This window comes from Streptomyces sp., from assembly GCF_031178505.1.
In the GTDB taxonomy this organism is placed as follows: domain Bacteria; phylum Actinomycetota; class Actinomycetes; order Streptomycetales; family Streptomycetaceae; genus Streptomyces; species Streptomyces gulbargensis.
Window position 1 is genome coordinate 1 of record NZ_JAPSIW010000065.1, and the last position, 16,552, is coordinate 16,552.

At 73.0% G+C, this 16,552-nt stretch carries 12 protein-coding genes and 1 pseudogene; 8 read left to right on the forward strand and 5 right to left on the reverse strand.

Annotated features, from left to right (window positions below; genetic code table 11):
* Positions 1-128 precede the first annotated feature (128 nt).
* From RIF68_RS07845 to RIF68_RS07860, 4 genes and pseudogenes are all read right to left on the reverse strand, one after another.
* Positions 129-439 (reverse strand): annotated as a pseudogene (locus RIF68_RS07845) (pyridoxamine 5'-phosphate oxidase family protein); the annotation flags it as partial.
* 107 nt (positions 440-546) lie between these two features.
* Entirely contained in the window at positions 547-750 is a 204-nt protein-coding gene (locus tag RIF68_RS07850) for a cold-shock protein (RefSeq protein ID WP_007502648.1), read from the reverse strand.
* A gap of 194 nt (positions 751-944) precedes the next feature.
* The gene (locus RIF68_RS07855; protein WP_309050415.1) at positions 945-1,559 is read right to left on the reverse strand and encodes a TetR/AcrR family transcriptional regulator; all 615 of its coding nucleotides are present in this window, start codon (positions 1,557-1,559) and stop codon (positions 945-947) included.
* Positions 1,560-1,824: 265 nt separating this feature from the next.
* On the reverse strand, positions 1,825-5,712 hold the full coding sequence (locus tag RIF68_RS07860; RefSeq protein WP_309050416.1) for a beta-ketoacyl synthase N-terminal-like domain-containing protein: 3,888 nt from the start codon (positions 5,710-5,712) through the stop codon (positions 1,825-1,827).
* Between the two features lie 378 nt (positions 5,713-6,090).
* On the opposite strand from RIF68_RS07860, the gene RIF68_RS07865 reads away from it, so the two are divergent.
* The 7 genes from RIF68_RS07865 (at position 6,091) to RIF68_RS07895 (ending at position 15,005) form a co-directional block, all read left to right on the forward strand.
* Positions 6,091-7,083: an aldo/keto reductase gene (locus RIF68_RS07865; RefSeq protein ID WP_309050417.1), complete on the forward strand. Its 993-nt coding sequence runs from the start codon at positions 6,091-6,093 to the stop codon at positions 7,081-7,083.
* A gap of 60 nt (positions 7,084-7,143) precedes the next feature.
* Positions 7,144-8,817 carry a GH3 auxin-responsive promoter family protein gene (locus tag RIF68_RS07870; RefSeq protein WP_309050418.1) on the forward strand — a complete coding sequence of 558 codons (1,674 nt, stop codon included), beginning with the start codon at positions 7,144-7,146 and terminating at the stop codon, positions 8,815-8,817.
* 17 nt (positions 8,818-8,834) lie between these two features.
* Complete coding sequence (locus RIF68_RS07875; protein ID WP_309050419.1) at positions 8,835-9,716, forward strand: alpha/beta fold hydrolase; 882 nt, start codon at positions 8,835-8,837, stop codon at positions 9,714-9,716.
* Positions 9,709-10,959 (forward strand): enolase C-terminal domain-like protein, encoded by a 1,251-nt coding sequence (locus tag RIF68_RS07880; RefSeq protein ID WP_309050420.1) that lies wholly within the window; start codon positions 9,709-9,711, stop codon positions 10,957-10,959. The genes RIF68_RS07875 and RIF68_RS07880 overlap by 8 nt, the downstream gene beginning before the upstream one ends.
* Complete coding sequence (locus RIF68_RS07885) at positions 10,956-12,713, forward strand: thiamine pyrophosphate-dependent enzyme (RefSeq protein WP_309050421.1); 1,758 nt, start codon at positions 10,956-10,958, stop codon at positions 12,711-12,713. Before RIF68_RS07880 ends, RIF68_RS07885 begins: the two co-directional genes overlap by 4 nt.
* 73 nt (positions 12,714-12,786) lie before the next feature.
* Complete coding sequence (locus tag RIF68_RS07890) at positions 12,787-13,683, forward strand: FAH family protein (protein WP_309050422.1); 897 nt, start codon at positions 12,787-12,789, stop codon at positions 13,681-13,683.
* 5 nt (positions 13,684-13,688) lie between these two features.
* Positions 13,689-15,005: a hypothetical protein gene (locus RIF68_RS07895; protein ID WP_309050423.1), complete on the forward strand. Its 1,317-nt coding sequence runs from the start codon at positions 13,689-13,691 to the stop codon at positions 15,003-15,005.
* An 11-nt stretch (positions 15,006-15,016) separates the two neighbouring features.
* Here RIF68_RS07895 and RIF68_RS07900 read toward each other — a convergent pair whose 3' ends face one another.
* Positions 15,017-15,424, reverse strand: a complete 408-nt coding sequence (locus tag RIF68_RS07900) for a helix-turn-helix domain-containing protein (protein WP_309050424.1) — start codon at positions 15,422-15,424, stop codon at positions 15,017-15,019.
* Positions 15,425-15,633: 209 nt separating this feature from the next.
* On the opposite strand from RIF68_RS07900, the gene RIF68_RS07905 reads away from it, so the two are divergent.
* A partial coding sequence (locus tag RIF68_RS07905; RefSeq protein WP_309050425.1) for an MFS transporter occupies positions 15,634-16,552 on the forward strand: 919 nt, incomplete at its 3' end.

The window sequence follows — 16,552 nt, forward strand, 5'->3', positions numbered from 1 at the left end:
ACGCCCTGAGAGGCCTGGCTCGTCATGGTCATCGGGACCACCTCCTGGGCAGCAGTGAAGGGCTTGTCACCGTGTCAAGGTCAAGCGACGGGTGCCGGCCGGGGCGGGGGAGGGGGACCGGGGCCCGGTCAGAGGGTGCTGGGAGGCAGCGGAAGGGGCGGACCGGGCAGGCCGTCGATGCTGGGGGCGATGTGTTCCTTCTTGGCGAAGTACGCGCTCAGTGAGGCGTCGTCCTCGCGCGCGAAGCGCCGGCCGTGCAGGTCGCGCGGTCCTCGTCGTACGTCATGAACGGCACGCCGTAGCCGCAGGAGTCGCGGACGAGTTCGGCCGTCACCACGATGATCGCGCGCAGTCCGTGCGGGCCCGGGTCGATGTCCGGGAAATGCGCGAGGAGCTCGGCGAAGCGCGGGTCGTCGCGGAAGACGGGCTCGCCCCGGCCGGGGAAATCTTCGCCGTCCCACGAAATCCGGTCGCCTCGGCGGGCCGCAAACGCGGACCGGGGCCCGCACCGGTGTGGTGCGGGCCCCGGCCGGGGTGCCTGGGTGATCAGGCGGGAACGATGTTCTCCGCCTGCGGGCCCTTCTGGCCCTGCGTGACGTCGAACGAGACCCGCTGGCCCTCCTGGAGCTCACGGAAGCCCTGGGTGGCGATGTTCGAGTAGTGGGCGAAGACGTCCGGGCCGCCGCCGTCCTGCTCGATGAAGCCGAAGCCCTTTTCCGAGTTGAACCACTTCACGGTTCCCTGTGCCATGACATTCTCCTTCTGTAGGCAGAGGCCCCATCCGGAGATGCCGGAAACAAAGAATGCGCCTGCGGAACTGCATTCCGGTCAGGCGCACACAGGTTCATGGGTACCAAAACTGCAACTGCGGTAACCGTAACACACCCCCGCCGCTCCCCTCACCGAGGGGAGCTTCGTGTGTCGTCGGAGTGACGGCGGCGCCGTCAGGCGGCGGCCCGCGGGCCGCCGGGCGCGCCCGCGGAGCCACGGGTGCGCCGGTCGAAGGTGAGGATGCCCGTGAGGCCGATCCTCAGGAGGGCGCGCAGTTCGACGTGCAGGGGCACCTTCGCGTCGGTGCTCCGGGTCCAGCGGTAGAGAAGGCCCAGGTAGGCGTCCCGGAGCATGTTGCCGGCCATGGCGGGGTCGATGTCGCGGGCGATCTCGCCACGGGCCTGTCCGGCAGAGATGACCTTGGTGAAGACGTGGCCGGCGTAGTCGGGCTCCTCCAGGAGCGGCTGGCCGGACTTGACCCACGCGGTCAGCATCACGCGCGTGAGGTCGTGCTCGGCCTCGTTGAACTCGGAGAGGGCCGCCATGCAGCGCTCCAGCTGGACGGTGACGTCGTCCTCCTCCCGGGCGAGCGAGTGCTCCATGAAGGCGCGCAGCTTGTCCCGGCGCTGCTCGGCCCACGTGGTGACGAGGTCTTCCTTGCGCTGGAAGTGGTTGAAGAAGGTCCCGCGGGCGACGTCGGCCCGTTCCGTGATCTGGTCGATCGTGGTGCGTTCGTATCCTTGCTCCGCGAAGAGCTCCAGCGCCGAGGTGTACAGGCGGTCGTGCACGTGCTGCCTGTTCCGTTCTCTTCTGCCGGGCGGACGCGTCTGCTGGGATTCCTCAACCGTCATCGGCTCTCTCTTTCTCTCGGCCCCCGTCGAGACGTCTCCCGTGAACTCTCCGGTACGGGCGGGCGCGCGTCGGCCGTCGCGCCGGACGGGCCCTCCACGGGTCCCCGTGTTTGTACCATAGTCCATCGATGGATTGTGGTGCTAGAAGGGGGGCGGGGGAGTGGCCGCACCGCGGAGAAGGCGCGGCCGCTCCGCCCTGAGATCAGCCGATGTCGGCGGCGATGCTGGCCGCGCTCTCGTCCCCGAGCAGGCGGCTGGCCGGGATCTCCACCCCGAGATCCTGCCGCAGCGTGTTCTTCAACTGAATGGCCATGAGGGAGTCCAGGCCCAGGTCGCGCAGCGGACGCCGCGGGTCCACCCGGTCCACGGTCGTGCCGAGCACCCGCGCCGTGTGGATGAAGAGACGGCTCACCGACGGCGTGCCGGCCTGAGTCCCACCCGCTCCCGGCTCCTGCGGCCGGCCGGCCGGTTCCACCGCCGTGACCGGTTCGTGCGGTGAAACCGGCTCGCTCGGTGCCACCTGCTCGTGCGGGGCCGGCGCGCGCAGCAGGCGCACGCCCCGGAAGTCGGCCAGCACGCGTCCCTCCGGCGAGGTGAGCAGAAGGTCGCAGCGGACCCGGTCCGCGCCGGCGCCGCCGGTGCAGCGCGCCGTGCTCCAGACCTCCCCGCCCGGCTCCCCGGCCAGCAGGACGCTCTCGAAGGAGAGAGGCAGGTACGCGTCCCCCGCCCCCTCGGCGCCCGGCCAGGCGCCGGCCATCACCAGCAGCCCGGCCTCCAGGGCCCCGCCCGGGCAGGACGCCGGTGTCCGCAGACGGGCCACCGCCTCGTTCTCGCCGCGCCACAGCTGCTCCACCGCGCGCAGCTCGGGCGCCACCGTGTAGCCACGGGTCCCGACCTCACGGTAGAAGTCCCCACCCGGTACGTACGTGCCGCAGCGGGCCAGTGCACCGTCCCGCTGCCCCGACCCGGGCTCGTACGACGGTACGGCCCCGGCCCGCGCCGTTCCCGTGACGCACGGCACCGCTCCACCGGTCCGGCCGGAGAGCGCCTCGACCGTGAAGCGCACCTCCCCCCACTCGGCGGCCTGTTCGAGACGGATCCGCAGACTGGTGTCCCCGGCGTCGGCCAGGTCCGGGAGCGCCTCCCCGAGCCGGACGTCCCGCAGCAGTACCGCCGCCTCGCCCGTGAGGTCCCGTACCGCCTCGGCCACCGCGTGGAGGTGCACGGCGGGCGGGACCGGGGAGAGCCCTCGGACCGACACGCCCCTGCCCAGCCGGTCGACGCCCAGGCGGGAGAGGCGGACCCGGCGTTCGGAGAGGACCGCCCCGGTCGCCCCGGGCGCCGCCGGTACGGGGGAGGGCCCCCGGCCGGCGCCGTGCCCGTGGTCGAGTTCCGCGCGGAACTCCTCGGTGTCCCACGGGTATCGCGGCAGCGGCACCCGGGCGCCGCCGCCCGCGCCGTACCAGCGCGCCCAGTCGACCCGTACCCCCAGGCAGTACGCCCGGCCCACGGCCCGGACGGACGCCCGCCCCTCCGCGTGCCCCCGGGTCAGCGTGGACACGGCCTTCGGCGGAGAGCCGAGCGCCCGCTGCGTCTCCGTGACCGCCTGGGACAGCAGCGGATGCGGGCTGACCTCCACGAACACCGCGTCGTGCTCCTCCGCGATCCGGCGCACGGTGTCGGCGAAACGCACCGGCCGGCGCAGGTTGTCCACCCAGTACCGGGCGTCGAGTTCCGCGTCCCGCACCGGCGCGCACCGGACGGTGGAGAACATCGCGGTGCGCGGCGCGGCCGGCCGCACCCCGGCGAGCCGGTCGAGGAGGTCGTCGCGGATCTCGTCCATGACGGGGGAGTGCGAGGCGACGTTGACCTTGACCGGCCGGCAGAGGACGCCGCGCGCTTCCAGCTCGCGGGCGATCCCGTCGAGCACCGTCACGTCCCCCGCCAGCACCGTGGCGCACGGCGAGTTCTCCACCGCCACGCAGACCTCTTCGCCGTACCCGGCGAGGAGGTCGTGCGCCTCGGCGGGCGAGAGCTCCGTCGCGAGCATCGCGCCCCGCCCGGCAAGCCGCTGCATCAGGGTGCTGCGCCGGCAGATCACCCGGGCCGCGTCCCGTACGGACAGGGCACCGGCCACGCACGCCGCGGCCGTCTCGCCCATGCTGTGGCCGACGCACAGATCCGGCTCCACGCCCAGGGCCCGCCAGTGGGCGGCCAGCGCGACCTCCACGGCCCACAGGACCGGCTGCACGACGTCGACGGCGTCGGGCAGCTCCGCCTCCTCGTCCAGGAGACGGTCCACGACCGACCAGCCGAGCTCCTCGCGCACCGCGGCGTCGCACTCCAGCAGGGCCGCGCGGAACGCCTCGGAGGTCGCCAGCAGCTCCCGGCCCATGCCGTGCCACTGCGAGCCCTGACCGGGGAAGACGAACGCCGCGGGGCGGGGGCCGGCGAAGCCCGCCTCCTCGGTTCCGCCGTCGGGGGTCGCTCCGTCCGCCGCCAGGACCCGCAGCACGCCCGCCAGTTCGTCGTGGGAGTCGCCGACGGCCCAGAGACGGAAGGGGAGCGCGTCCCGGCCGGTCGCCGCCGAGCGGCACAGCTCCCGCAGGTCGTGGCCGCGGCCCGCGCCGCCCGGCTCCAGGTGGGCGGCGTACCGGGCGGCCAGACGGTGCAGGGCCCGGGGGGAGCGGGCGCTCAGCACCAGCAGGTGCGGGCGGGCCGCCTGGGCCGGCGCGGGCGCGGAGGTACCGGACGCCGTGGTCGCGGCCCGAGCCCCGGGCGGGTGCGGGGCCGGGACGTACGTACCGATCACCGCGTGGGCGTTGGTGCCCGACAGGCCGAAGGAGCTCACTCCGAGCACCGCGCGCCCGCTCCGGCGGGGCAGCGGGGTGTTGCGGTCCACCACCCGGACCGGGCTGTCGGGCGCCGTGAGCGCGCTTTGGGGGGACGTCAGGTGCAGCGAGGCCGGGACGAGGCCGTGCCGGGCCACCAGGACCGCCTTGATGAGACCGGCGATGCCCGCCGCGGCCTCCGCGTGGCCGATGTTGGTCTTCACGGAACCGACCAGGACCGGCTCCCGTACGTCCTCCCCGTCGTCGCCCAGCGCCTCGGCCAGCGCCCGCAGCTCCACGCCGTCGCCGACGGTGGTGCCGGTGCCGTGCGCCTCCACGTAGTCCACCTGCGCCGGTGTCACGCCCGCGCTGCGCCAGGCCGCGCGCAGCATGGCCGCCTGCCCCGGCACCGCGGGCTGGAGCAGCAGTCCGCTGCCGTCGCCGTCGTTGGTGACCGCGCTCCCGAGCAGCAGCGCGTGCACCGGGTCGCCGTCGGCGAGGGCGTCGGGGAGCCGCTTGAGGAGGACCGCGCCCACGCCCTCGCTGCGGACGAAGCCGTCCGCGGCGTCGTCGCCGAACTTGCAGCGGCCGTCCGGCGCGAGCATCCGGCCCTGGGAGTAGGCGATGGCGTCCGTGGGGGCCAGGATCGCGTTGACGCCGGCGGCGACGGCGAGGTCGCACTCCCCGGTCAGCAGGCTCTGGCGCGCGGTGTGCACGGCGACCAGCGAGGAGGAGCAGGCGGTGTCGAGGACGAGGCTGGGGCCGCGCAGGTCGAAGGCGTGCGAGACGCGCCCCGCGGTGACGGCGCGGAGCCGGCTGCCCGCCATCGCGCGGACGTCCGCGGAGGCCGACGCGCCGGTCGTGTCGCCGTAGTCGGCGGTCGCCTGGCCGACGAAGACGCCGGTGGCGCTGCCGCGCAGTGAGGACGGGGGGATGCCGGCGTCCTCCAGGGCCTCCCACACGACCTGGAGGAGGAGGCGCTGCTGGGGGTCCATGGCCCGGGCCTCGCGCGGCGAGATGCCGAAGAAGGCGGCGTCGAAGCCGAACAGGTCCTCCAGAAAACCGCCGTGACGGGATATCAGCTTGCCCGGGGTCGCGGGCTCGGCGTCGTACCAGGCGGAGACGTCGAATCTGTCCCGTGGGACCTCCGTGACGGCGTCGGTGTTGTCCACCAGCAGTCTCCAGTAGTCCTCCACCCCAGCTGCCGAGGGGAACCTGCACCCCATGCCGATGATCGCGATCGGGTCAACCGTGTTCACTCGAAGGCCTTCCTGACGGTCCAGCGGTCCAAAGCTATACCCAAGGGCAAATTTGTTCTGGAGTCTTTCATGTGACGACCTGATGAGCGGAGTGTTACGCCGGAGTGAGCGGCGAAGGCAGGCCACTTGACCGGCTTTTGGGACGTCCTTGACCTGCCCTGTCCCCTCGGCGGCGAGGGCGTGAAAGGCATCCTGCATGGGCTCCAGTCAACTGTTGAACTCAAGTCCATGTTTGTGCTTCAGTGAGCGGGCCGAGAGGCGGCCCCGCGGATCCCGCGCCGGTCCGCCGCCCTCGTACGCCCGGCGCGCGGCCCTGCCCCGCGCCCTCCACCCCCCTCCACCCCCCTCCATCACTCACCCCCACCACGAGGAGCAGGCATGCTGAACACCAGGAAGCTCGGCCGACAGGGCCTGGAGGTCTCCGAACTCGGCCTCGGCTGCATGGGCATGAGCCAGTGGTACGGCGCCACCGACGACCGCGAGTCGATCGCCACCGTCCACCGGGCCCTCGACCTCGGCTACACCCTCTTCGACACGGCCGAGGCCTACGGCCCCTACGACAACGAGGTCCTTCTCGGCCGCGCCCTCGCCGGCCGCCGCGAACGGGCCGTCATCGCCACCAAGTTCGGCTTCCCCATGAAGCTCAAGGACGGCACCACGGCCGAGGCCGACAGTCGGCCCGCGCACATCGTGGAGGTCGTCGAGGCCTCCCTCCGGCGCCTCGGAACCGACTACATCGACGTGCTCTATCAGCACCGTGTCGACCCCAAGGTGCCGATCGAGGACGTCGTCGGCACCATGGCGGACCTCGTCCGGCAGGGCAAGGTCCGCCACATCGGGCTCTGCGAGGCGGGCGAGAGCACCATCCGGCGCGCCCACGCCGTCCACCCGCTCTCCGTCGTCCAGAGCGAGTTCTCCGTCTGGGAGCGGAACCTCGAGGACGGCATTTTGCCCCTGCTGCGCGAACTCGGCATCGGCCTCGTCGGTTTCTGCCCGCTCGGCCGCGGCTTCCTCACCGGCGGGGTGCGCCGCGCCGAGGAGTACCCCGAGGACGACTTCCGCCACCACGACCCCCGCCTGCAGGGCGCCAACTACGACCAGAACATGGTGATCGCCGCCCGGGTCAGGGAGGTCGCGGAGCGCCACGGACTGACCCCCGCGCAGCTGGCCATCGCCTGGGCGCTCCACCAGGGCGACGACATCGTGCCGATCCCCGGCACCAAGCGGCGCACCTACCTGGAGGAGAACACGCGCGCCGCCACGGTCACCCTCGACGCCGCCACCCTCGCCGAACTCGACGGCGCCGTCCGCGCCGGCACGGTCGCGGGCCCCCGCTACAACGAGCGAATGATGGCGTACATCGACCGCTGAGCCTCCGCCTCCCGCAGCAGCAATCCGGCACGGCCGGACCCCGACCTCTCAGGAGCAGCAGTGGAGACATCCCCCATACCGTTCTGGCAACAGCGCTGGCAGGAGCGCCGCTCGCCCTTCGCGGAGGAGTGCCGACAGGCCCGGGACGCCCTCCTGGCCGACCTCAAGCAACCGGAGGCGGCACAGCGGCGCGTGCTCGCCGACGTCATCGACGTGAGCGCCGGCTCGGTCCACTGGAAGGAACGCGGCTACAGCGCCGTGGCCGAGAACCACGACCTGTTCCGCACGGTCCTTCCCGTCATGCGGTACGAGGACTTCGTCCCCGAGATCGAACGCGAGACCCGCACCAAGGGCGGCGTGCTGACGTGCAGCCCCGTGCTGCGCTGGTTGAAGACCAGCGGAACCACCGGCGTGCCCAAGCGCGTCCCCTACACCCTCCACTGGCTGCTCACCTACCGCATTCCCGCCATGAAGGCGATGTGGGGCACCTACCTGGAGCACCACCCGGAACTGCTGGCTCACCCGTACGCCACCCTCGACACCCAGACCGTCCGCGAGGACGTCTTCGACTTCGTGCACGGCATCGGCCACCAGGCCGTCAGCAACCGGCACCCCCGGATCAACAGCCACGACTGGAACCCGCCGTGGTACGAGTCACCGTGGTTCGGGCCCGACGTGCCGAACACCCACGAGGGCCGCATGTACCACCGGCTGCGCCACCTCGTCGGCAAGGACCTCCATACCATCTCGGCCATCAATCCCAGCACGCTGATCTCCCTGCGGGACCTGCTCGCCGAGCACGGTGCCGAGCTGGTGCGCGACCTGCGCGCCGGGACCCTCGAAGGCCGGCCGTACGGCGCACCGGACGAGGAGGCCGCCCGCCACCTGGAAGCGGTGCTGCGCGACCCGGACTTCCGCCTCACCGACGTGTGGCCCTCCCTCTCGCTCTACACCTGCTGGCTCTCCGCCTCCGCCGGGCTGTACGCCGCCAAACTCGACGCCGTCTTCCCCGGCGTGGCCAAGCTCCCGTTCATGAGCTGCGGCACCGAGGGCGTCACCACCATCCCGGTGGACGACTCCCTGCACAGCCAGCCGCTCGCCGTCGGCCAGGCGTTCTTCGAGTTCGTCCCCGCCGACGTCCCCCTCGGCGAGCTGGTCGAGCGCGGCGAGCCGGTGGAGACGCTGCTGTTCGACCAGGTGGAGCCGGACCGCGACTACCACCTGATCATGACGCAGGGCAACGGGCTCTACCGCCTGTGGACGGGCGACATCTACCACGTCGACCGGATCGTGGACGGTACCCCCTGGGTCCACTTCGTGCACCGTGCCGGCATCTTCCACTCCTTCACCGGCGAGAAGATCACCGAATCGCAGGTCACCCAGGCCATCGAGCGGGGCCTCGCCGCCCAGGGGCTCGGCACCGGCCTCTACATGTGCGGACCGCACTGGGGCGAACCGCCCCACTACATCGTCGTCACCGAGGCCCCCGAGCCGTCCCCCGCACTGGACCGCTCCCTCTCGGCCGCCGTCGACACCGCCCTGCACGACATCAACATCGAGTACGCCTCCAAGCGGGACAGCGGCCGGCTCGGCGCCCTGGAGGTCGTCACCGTGCCGCACGACGCCATCACCGCCTACATCGAGAGCCGCCGCCAGGCCGGCAACGCCACCCAGTACAAGTACAAGCCGTTCCAGCAGGACATCGAGTTCGTCGCGGCCGTCACCGGCCGCTGAAGGGGGGAACGCGGAACATGATCGAGACCAAGAGGCCACCGCAGAACATCCGCCGCGAGATCATCGGACTGCCCGTCGACGGCGCCGAACTGGCCCTCCACCTGTGGCGGCCGCGCGGACCGGTGAAGGGCGCCGTCTTCTACTTCCACGGCCTCCAGTCGCACGCCGGCTGGCTGTGGGAGGTCGGCCCCCAGTTCGCCGACAACGACATCGCCTTCTTCGTCCTGGACCGGCGCGGCAGCGGTATCAGCGGCGGCCCCCGGCACGAACTGCCCGACGCCGACACCGTCCTCGCCGACTACGCCACCGCCGTCGCACACGTACGCGACACCATCGGCGACGACGTCCCGCTCTCCCTCTTCGGCCACTGCCTCGGCGGCTCCTTCATGGCGGCCCTGATGCACCACCCCGACTTCACCACCCGCTACGACGCCGCCGTCTTCTGCTCCGCCTGGCTGGGCAAACTGCACGCCACCCTGGACGACGAGCAGCGGCGACGACTGGCGGCCGAGACCGCCACGGACCTGTGGGACGCCGGACTGCGGTCCGAGGACTTCACCGACGAGCCGCGCCACCGCCACTTCATCGACCACGACGACCTGGCCGTCCGCGCCCTCACCCGGCGCTCCCGTGCCACCCTCCTCGCCCTGGAGGAGCGGTACATGCGGCCGAGCCGCACCCTGCCGCCGGTGCCGGCCGCCTTCGTCTCCGGCATCACCGACCCCCTCTGCGACCTCGACGACGCCCGCCGCACCTTCCTGCGGATGACCGGCAGCCACGGCGCCCTGCTCCAGTTCGCCACCGACAAGCACTACCTCTTCTACACCGGCGTACGGGAGCGGCTGGTCGACTGGGCGTCCACCTTCACCCTCCTCCAGGGGCTGGACCGCGATGCCTGAGGACGCCGGGGCCACCCTGTACCGGGTGCGGACGCCGATGGCGGTCGGCTTCGACCACCCCGCCCAGCGCCGCACCCGCGCCGACAGCCTGCTGCTGCGGCTCGACGCCGGCGGGACGACCGGCCTCGGGGAGTGCGCTCCCCGCGCGTACGTCACCGGGGAGACCACCGCCTCCGTCACCGAAGCCCTCCAGGACGTGCCGATGGACGCCGTCCTCCACCGGCTGCGGACCGACGACCCCGCCGCGCTCCTCGCCGCGCTCCTGGACCGGGGCTTCGCCGAGACCTTCGGCGTCCGGGGCGGCAACAACCTCGTGTGCCTCCTGGAGACCGCCGTCCTCGACCTGCTCGGCCGCCGGCTCGGCCTCGGCGGGGAAGGGCTCGTGCCCCGGGACGGCGCCCCCGCCGCCCGCCAGACGGCGCTGCCCGTCTCCCAGGTGCTCGACCTCGGTCTGGACGTCGAGGAATTCCTCGACACCCGAGGGCCCTTCCACTTCGTCAAGGTCAAGGCCTCGCGGGACATCCGCCGCGACGTCCGCACCGTCACCGCGATCCGCACCCGGCTCGGCGACCGGGTTCCCGTCCTGGTCGACGCCAACATGAGCTGGACGCCCGAGGAGGCCCCCGGTCACCTCACCGCCCTGCGCGACCACGGCACCGACTACGTGGAGGAGCCCCTCGCCAAGGGCTCCTGGGCGGACCTCGCCCGGCTCCGCGCCCACGGCGGTCCCCGCCTCATGCTGGACGAGTCCGTCTGCACCCCGGAGGACCTCATGACGGCGGTCGCGAGCGGAGCCTGCGACCTCGTCAACATCCGCGTCGCCAAGAACGGCGGGCCGGTCACCGCCGGGAAGATGATCGACCTCGCCCGGCGCGGCGGCCTCGCCTTCCAGATCGGCGTCCAGGTCGCGGAGGTCGGACCGCTGATCACCGCCGGCCGCGCCCTCGCCTTCGCCCACGCCGACGCGGTCACCGTCGAAGCCGGCCAGTCCGACCGCTTCTTCCCCGAGATGGTCGTCTCCCCGCGCCCCGCCGTGGACCGCGCCGCCAACACCGTGAGCCCCCCGCCCGGCCCCGGATTCGGGCTCGTACCCAACGCCCACGCCGCGCCCTGGGCCGTCCTGCGCCGCCGTGCCGGCGACCCGGCCGGGTGGCGGGTCGCCGCGCCCGGGGGGCCGGACGGCCACCACGGCGCGGAGCCCCAGGACCGCCGCCCCGCGTCCCGTACGAAGGAACACGCATGACGACCACCTACTTCTCCGACCTCGTGGTCGAGTTCCTGCACCAGCAGGGCATCGACAAGGTCGCCTTCAACCCCGGCGCCTCCTTCCGCGGCGTCCACGACTCCCTGGTCCACGCCGACAACGCCGGCATCGCGCCCGGCATCGTGATGACCTGCCACGAGGAGATCGCCGTGGCCGTCGCCCACGGCTACCACAAGGCCAGCGGCCGCCACATGGGCGTCCTCGTGCACGCCAACGTCGGTCTCCTGCACGCCTCCATGGCCGTCTTCAACGCCTGGTGCGACCGGGTCCCGCTGTTCGTCCTCGGCGGGAACGGACCCGTCGACGCCGGCAAGCGCCGCCCGTGGATCGACTGGATCCACACCTCGCAGAACATCGAGTCGGTCGTCAAGGACTACGTGAAGTGGTGCGACCAGCCCGTCGGCCAGCGCGCCACCGTCGAATCCCTCTACCGCGCCTTCAAGCTCATGAACACCCCCATGCACGCCCCCGTGTTCGTGGCGCTCGACTTCGACGTGCAGGAACAGCCCCTGGAGGACGGTGTACGGCTCCTCCCGGCGAGCGCCACCGAGCCGGCGCGGCTGCCCGCCCTGAGCGACGAGGACCTGGACGACCTGACCCGCCGGCTGCTCGACGCCCGGCTGCCCGTCCTGGTGGTCGACTTCTCCGGCCGCGACCCGGGCACCGTGGCGCCGCTCGTCGCGCTCGCCGAGGCCCTCGGCCTGGCCGTCGTCGACCGCGGCAACCGCATGAACTTCCCCACCACCCATCCCCTCAACGTCAGCCACACCGGCACCGACCTGCTCGCCGAGGCCGATCTGGTCGTCGCCCTGGAGGTCCAGGACCTCGTGGGCGCCCTCGGCGCCATCCTCCCGCTCACCGATCAGGGCACGCCCGCCAACGGCGCCGCCCTCGTCACCATCGGCTTCAACGAGCTCCTCACCAGCAAGTGGGCCGCCGACTACCAGCAGTTCGTGCCCGTCACCCGGGCCGTCGCCGCGGACACGGCGGGCACCGTCGCCGCCCTGCGCGCCGCCGCCGAGGACCCGGACGGTCCCTTCACGGCCCCCGCGTTCGTGGAGCGCCGCGAGGAACGCGCCAAGGTGTTCGCCGCCCGGCACGCCGAGGCCCGCGCCGACTGGGCCCGGCAGGCCGAGGAGACGAAGGACCGGCCCCGGATCCACGTGGCCGGCGCCGTGGACGAGATCCACCGGGCCGTACGGGACGAGGAGTGGATCCTCACCAACACCGGCAGCCTCACCATCGACGGCTGGGTGAAGAAGCTCTGGCCGCTGGAGCGGCCCGGCAGTTACCTGGGCCTCAACGGCGGCGGCGGCCTCGGCTACGGTCTCGGTGCCTCCATCGGCGCCGCCCTCGCCCACAGGGACGACCCGGCGCTCTGCGTCGACCTCCAGGCCGACGGCGACCTCCTCTACACACCGAGCGCGCTGTGGACCCTCGCCGCCTACGACGTCCCGCTCCTGGTCGTCGTCATGAACAACCGCCTCTACCTCAACTCCACCCAGCACGCCGCGCGCATCGCCGGCCAACGCGACCGCGACATCGACCGGGCCCACATCGCCACCAGCTTCTACGACCACCCCGTCGACTTCGTGACCATGGCCCGCTCGTACGGCATCCACGCCCTGCCGCGCGTGGAGCGCATCGACGCGGTCGCGCCCGCCGTGCGCGAGGCCGTCGCCCACATCAAGGAGCACGGCAAGCCGGCCCTCGTCGAGATCCTCATGGAGTGAGCGCCCCCGCGCGCAGGACCCCGCGCGCCGCGCCCCCGCTCCCCTCACGTACGTCCTCCAGGAGGCACCCACCATGACGGTGGTCTTCGAATGCGTCCACGACAACCGGCGGCACCTCGGAACCGGTGTGCCCGACGACGGAGCCCCGCTGCTCCTCCACCCCCTCGGCGACGACACCCTGGCCGGCCTGCTGCGCGGCACGGACGGCTCCCCGGAGGCCGTGTCCGCCGTCCTCGCGGAGCGCGGCGCGCCGGTGGAGGTGCCGGCCGCCGAGCGCCACCGGGTACGCATGCTGCCGCCGCTGCTGCCCGACCACCCGGGCGACGCCCTGGTCAGCGGCTTCATGATGACGCACAACGTGAAGGTCGACGCCGAGGTCCCGGACCAGCCGAACTGGTTCGTCAAGGGACTCGGGGACGTCCTGAAGGTTTCCGGCGAGCCGCTGCGCGTGCCCGGTGACGCCGTGGCGGTGTGCGAGGAGGCCGAGGTCGTCCTCGTCTACACGGGCGACGAGCACGGCGTCCCGCGCTACACCGGCTACACCTTCGGCAACGACGTCACCGACATCGGCCGGTTCAAGCGGCACCCGGGACACCTGTCGTACGCGAAGCTCTGCGACGCGGGCGTGGCGCCCTGGCTGCACCTCGGCCCGCCGCCCCGTTCGGTGACCGGCGAGGTCACCGTCGAGCGGGACGGCGCCCCGGTGTGGAAGGGCCCCTTCACGACCGGCACCGACGCCCTCCACTACGACCTGCCCACGATGATGTCCCGCCTCTTCGCGCACGAGGCGCTGCACCGCCCCGGCCGGACGCACTACGTGTACATCGGGGCGGACCGGGGCAGCTTCCACGCCGGCTTCCGCACGGCCGACGGCGACCGGGTCACGATCGACGTCGCGAGCCACGGCGTACGGCTCTCCCACACCCTCTCGTGGACCGGCCGGCCGCAGGCCGGCCCGGGGCGGGAGTGAGCGCCGTGACGGGCACGGCCCCCGGAGGCGCGGGGAGCGGCGTGGTCGCCCCGGCCGCCCGCCGGCTCAGCGACATCGAGGCCTCGTTCGCCTGGACGCACGCCCTCATGCGCGGAACGACCCAGGTCACCACCCATGTCACCGTCCGGGGCGACCTCGACCCCGCCCGTCTGGGGGAGGCCGTCCGGCAGTGGGCCGCCGCGCTGCCGATCCTGTCGCTCCGCATCGACGAACGGCCCGACGGCCTGTGGTTCCGCCCGGAGCCCGGTGCCCCGCCCCCGCCCGTCCGCACCGGCGTGCTGGACTTGGGCACCAGCCCCGACGACGTACTGCGCGAGGAACTCAACGACGTCCTGGACACCGGTGGTCCGCTGTGGCGGCTGCGCCTGGTCCGCGACCCGCGCGCCGGGTCCGCGCACCTCTACTTCACCCGCAACCACGCCATCTCCGACGGTCATTCGACCGGCGCCGTCCTCCGGTCCCTCCTCGACCTGCTGTACGGCCGGGGCGAGGGGCCGGGCAGTCCGTACGACGTGGGCCGCCCGGCGCCCAACGCGGACGAACTGCCCTGTCCGTCCCCGGCGGCCGGGACCGGCACCCGGCCGGACGGTCCGGAGGCGCCGGCCACCGTCGGCCCCGCACCGCTGCCGTTCGCCGACCACCGGCCGTGGGGCGAGCGGGGCACCGACATGGTCCCGCTGGCCTTCACGGCGGAGGAGAGCCTCGCCGCACGGGCCTGGTGCAAGGAGCACGGCACCACCGTCAACCAGTTCTTCGCGGTGGCACTCGCCGCCTCGTTCGCCCAGGTGACCGGCCGTACGGAGGTCTCCTTGTACACGGCCGTGTCGCTGCGGCGGCGGTACGCGCCCCCCACCCCGCTGCCCGACGTGGGCTGCTTCATCAGTGTCCTCGCCGTCCCCCTCAGGCTCGACGGCGACGACCCGGTCCGGCAGGCGCGCGCCTACGCCACCGCCCTGGCGCGGGCGGACGCCGCCTGGCGCCCGCCCCGGCGGGACCACGCGGAGATCCGCCGCGCGGTCGGGAGCCTGGCCGCCGCCCGGTCCTCCCCGGGGATCTGCCTCACCAACGTGGGCGTGGTCGATCCGGCGCTCGGCCCGCACGCCGGCCGGGTCACCGGATTCCGGACGGTCGTCAACCGCACGGGCGCCAACTACGGCACGGTGCTCCATCTCGGCACCCTCCACGGGGCGTTCACCGCCACCCTCGCCTTCGGCACCCCGAGCACGGACCCGGAGACGGTACGGGGCGTGGCGAAGGCTCTGCGCGACCGCGTGCGTCACCCTGGGCGCGCGGCCCCCTAGGAGTCGGTCTCCTAGGAGACGATCTCCTCGTCGCCGGACCGCAGCACCAGGTCCAGCAGGCCGGGGAAGCGGGCGTCGAACTCGGCGCGCCGCAGCCGGTTGAGCCGCTTGGGGCCGGCGTCCCGCTGCTCCAGGAGGCCCGCCTCGCGCAGGACGGCGAAGTGCCGGCTCAGGGTCGCCTTGGTGACGGGCACGTCGAAGCTGCCGCAGGCCCGCTCCCAGTCCGCGGCGCCCGCCAACTCCCGTACGAGGGTCCGCCGTACGGGGTCGGCGAGTGCCGTGAGGGCCGTCTCCAGGGGGACGTCGGCGGGGTCCGCGTGGACCGGGGGCGGGCGGTGCCCCGCGGGCTCCGCCGCCCGCCGGACCTCCTTCCGCTCCCCACGTGCCGTCCGCTCCGTCCGCTCTTCCGATGCCGTCATACCGGCCGCTCCGTCCCGCTCCGGCAATCCGTGACACGGCCGTCACGGATTGCAGAGTGTTCGATGATCTGCGTACACTCAACTATGTTCGTCTATGAACGAACACTCTAGCGGAGCCGGTGACGTCCTGCCCGGACCGACCGCCTCCCCCCCGCCCCTCCACCCGTCCTCACCGGCCGCCGCACCCGGCGCGCAAGGAAGGAAGACCCGTGACCCCCACCCCGACACCCCACGCCCGGCCGGGCCTCACGCTGTTCGCGGCCTGCCTCGGCTTCGTGGTCGTCATCCTGGACGTCAGCGTCGTCAACGTCGCCACCAAGGCCCTCGCCGAGGACTTCGGGGACAGCCTGTCCGGCCTGGAATGGGTGATCAACGGCTACACCCTCACCTTCGCCGCCTTCCTCCTCACCGCCGGCTCCCTCGGCGACCGCTTCGACCCCAAGCGGATCTTCATGTGGGGCTTCGGCCTCTTCGCCCTCACCTCCCTGGCCTGCGGCGCCGCCCCCTCACTCGTCACCCTCATCGTCGCCCGGATCGCGCAGGGCGTCGGCGCGGCGATGATCGTGCCCTCGTCCCTCTCCCTCGTGAACACCAACTTCCCCGACGCGGCCGGACGCACCCGCGCCGTCAGCCTCTGGGCGGCGGCCGGCGGACTCGCCCTCGCGCTCGGCCCCGTCGTCGGCGGCGTCCTGGTCGACTCGCTCGGCTGGCGGTCCATCTTCTACGTCAACGTCCCCATCGCCGCCGTCGGCATCCTCCTCGTCCGGGCCTACGCGCTGCCCGCCACCCGCACCCCCGCCGCCGGCGCGCCGGCTCGCCGCTCCCTCGACCTGCCCGGCCAGATCCTCGCCGTCCTCGCCCTCGGCGCGCTCACCGGAGCGATCGTCGAGGCCAACTCCCAGGGCTGGACCTCCCCGCTGGTCCTGAGCTGCGCCGCCGTCTTCCTCCTCTCCCTGGCCGCCTTCCTCGCCGTGGAGCGCCGCAGCGCCGACCCGATGCTGCCGCTGCACCTCTTCCGCCGGAGGGCGTTCAGCTCCACCTCCCTCATCGGCGTCCTGCTCAACTTCTCCTTCTACGGCCTCATCTTCGTCTTCAGCCTCTACTTCCAGCAGGTGTGGGCCTACTCGC

What these genes read in the sequence shown, in the direction of transcription:
- RIF68_RS07850 (WP_007502648.1), bottom strand. Translation starts at nt 750, where the DNA reads ATGGCACAGGGAACCGTGAAGTGGTTCAACTCGGAAAAGGGCTTCGGC.
- RIF68_RS07865 (WP_309050417.1), top strand. Translation starts at nt 6,091, where the DNA reads ATGCTGAACACCAGGAAGCTCGGCCGACAGGGCCTGGAGGTCTCCGAA.
- RIF68_RS07875 (WP_309050419.1), top strand. Translation starts at nt 8,835, where the DNA reads ATGATCGAGACCAAGAGGCCACCGCAGAACATCCGCCGCGAGATCATC.
- RIF68_RS07880 (WP_309050420.1), top strand. Translation starts at nt 9,709, where the DNA reads ATGCCTGAGGACGCCGGGGCCACCCTGTACCGGGTGCGGACGCCGATG.
- RIF68_RS07885 (WP_309050421.1), top strand. Translation starts at nt 10,956, where the DNA reads ATGACGACCACCTACTTCTCCGACCTCGTGGTCGAGTTCCTGCACCAG.
- RIF68_RS07890 (WP_309050422.1), top strand. Translation starts at nt 12,787, where the DNA reads ATGACGGTGGTCTTCGAATGCGTCCACGACAACCGGCGGCACCTCGGA.
- RIF68_RS07900 (WP_309050424.1), bottom strand. Translation starts at nt 15,424, where the DNA reads ATGACGGCATCGGAAGAGCGGACGGAGCGGACGGCACGTGGGGAGCGG.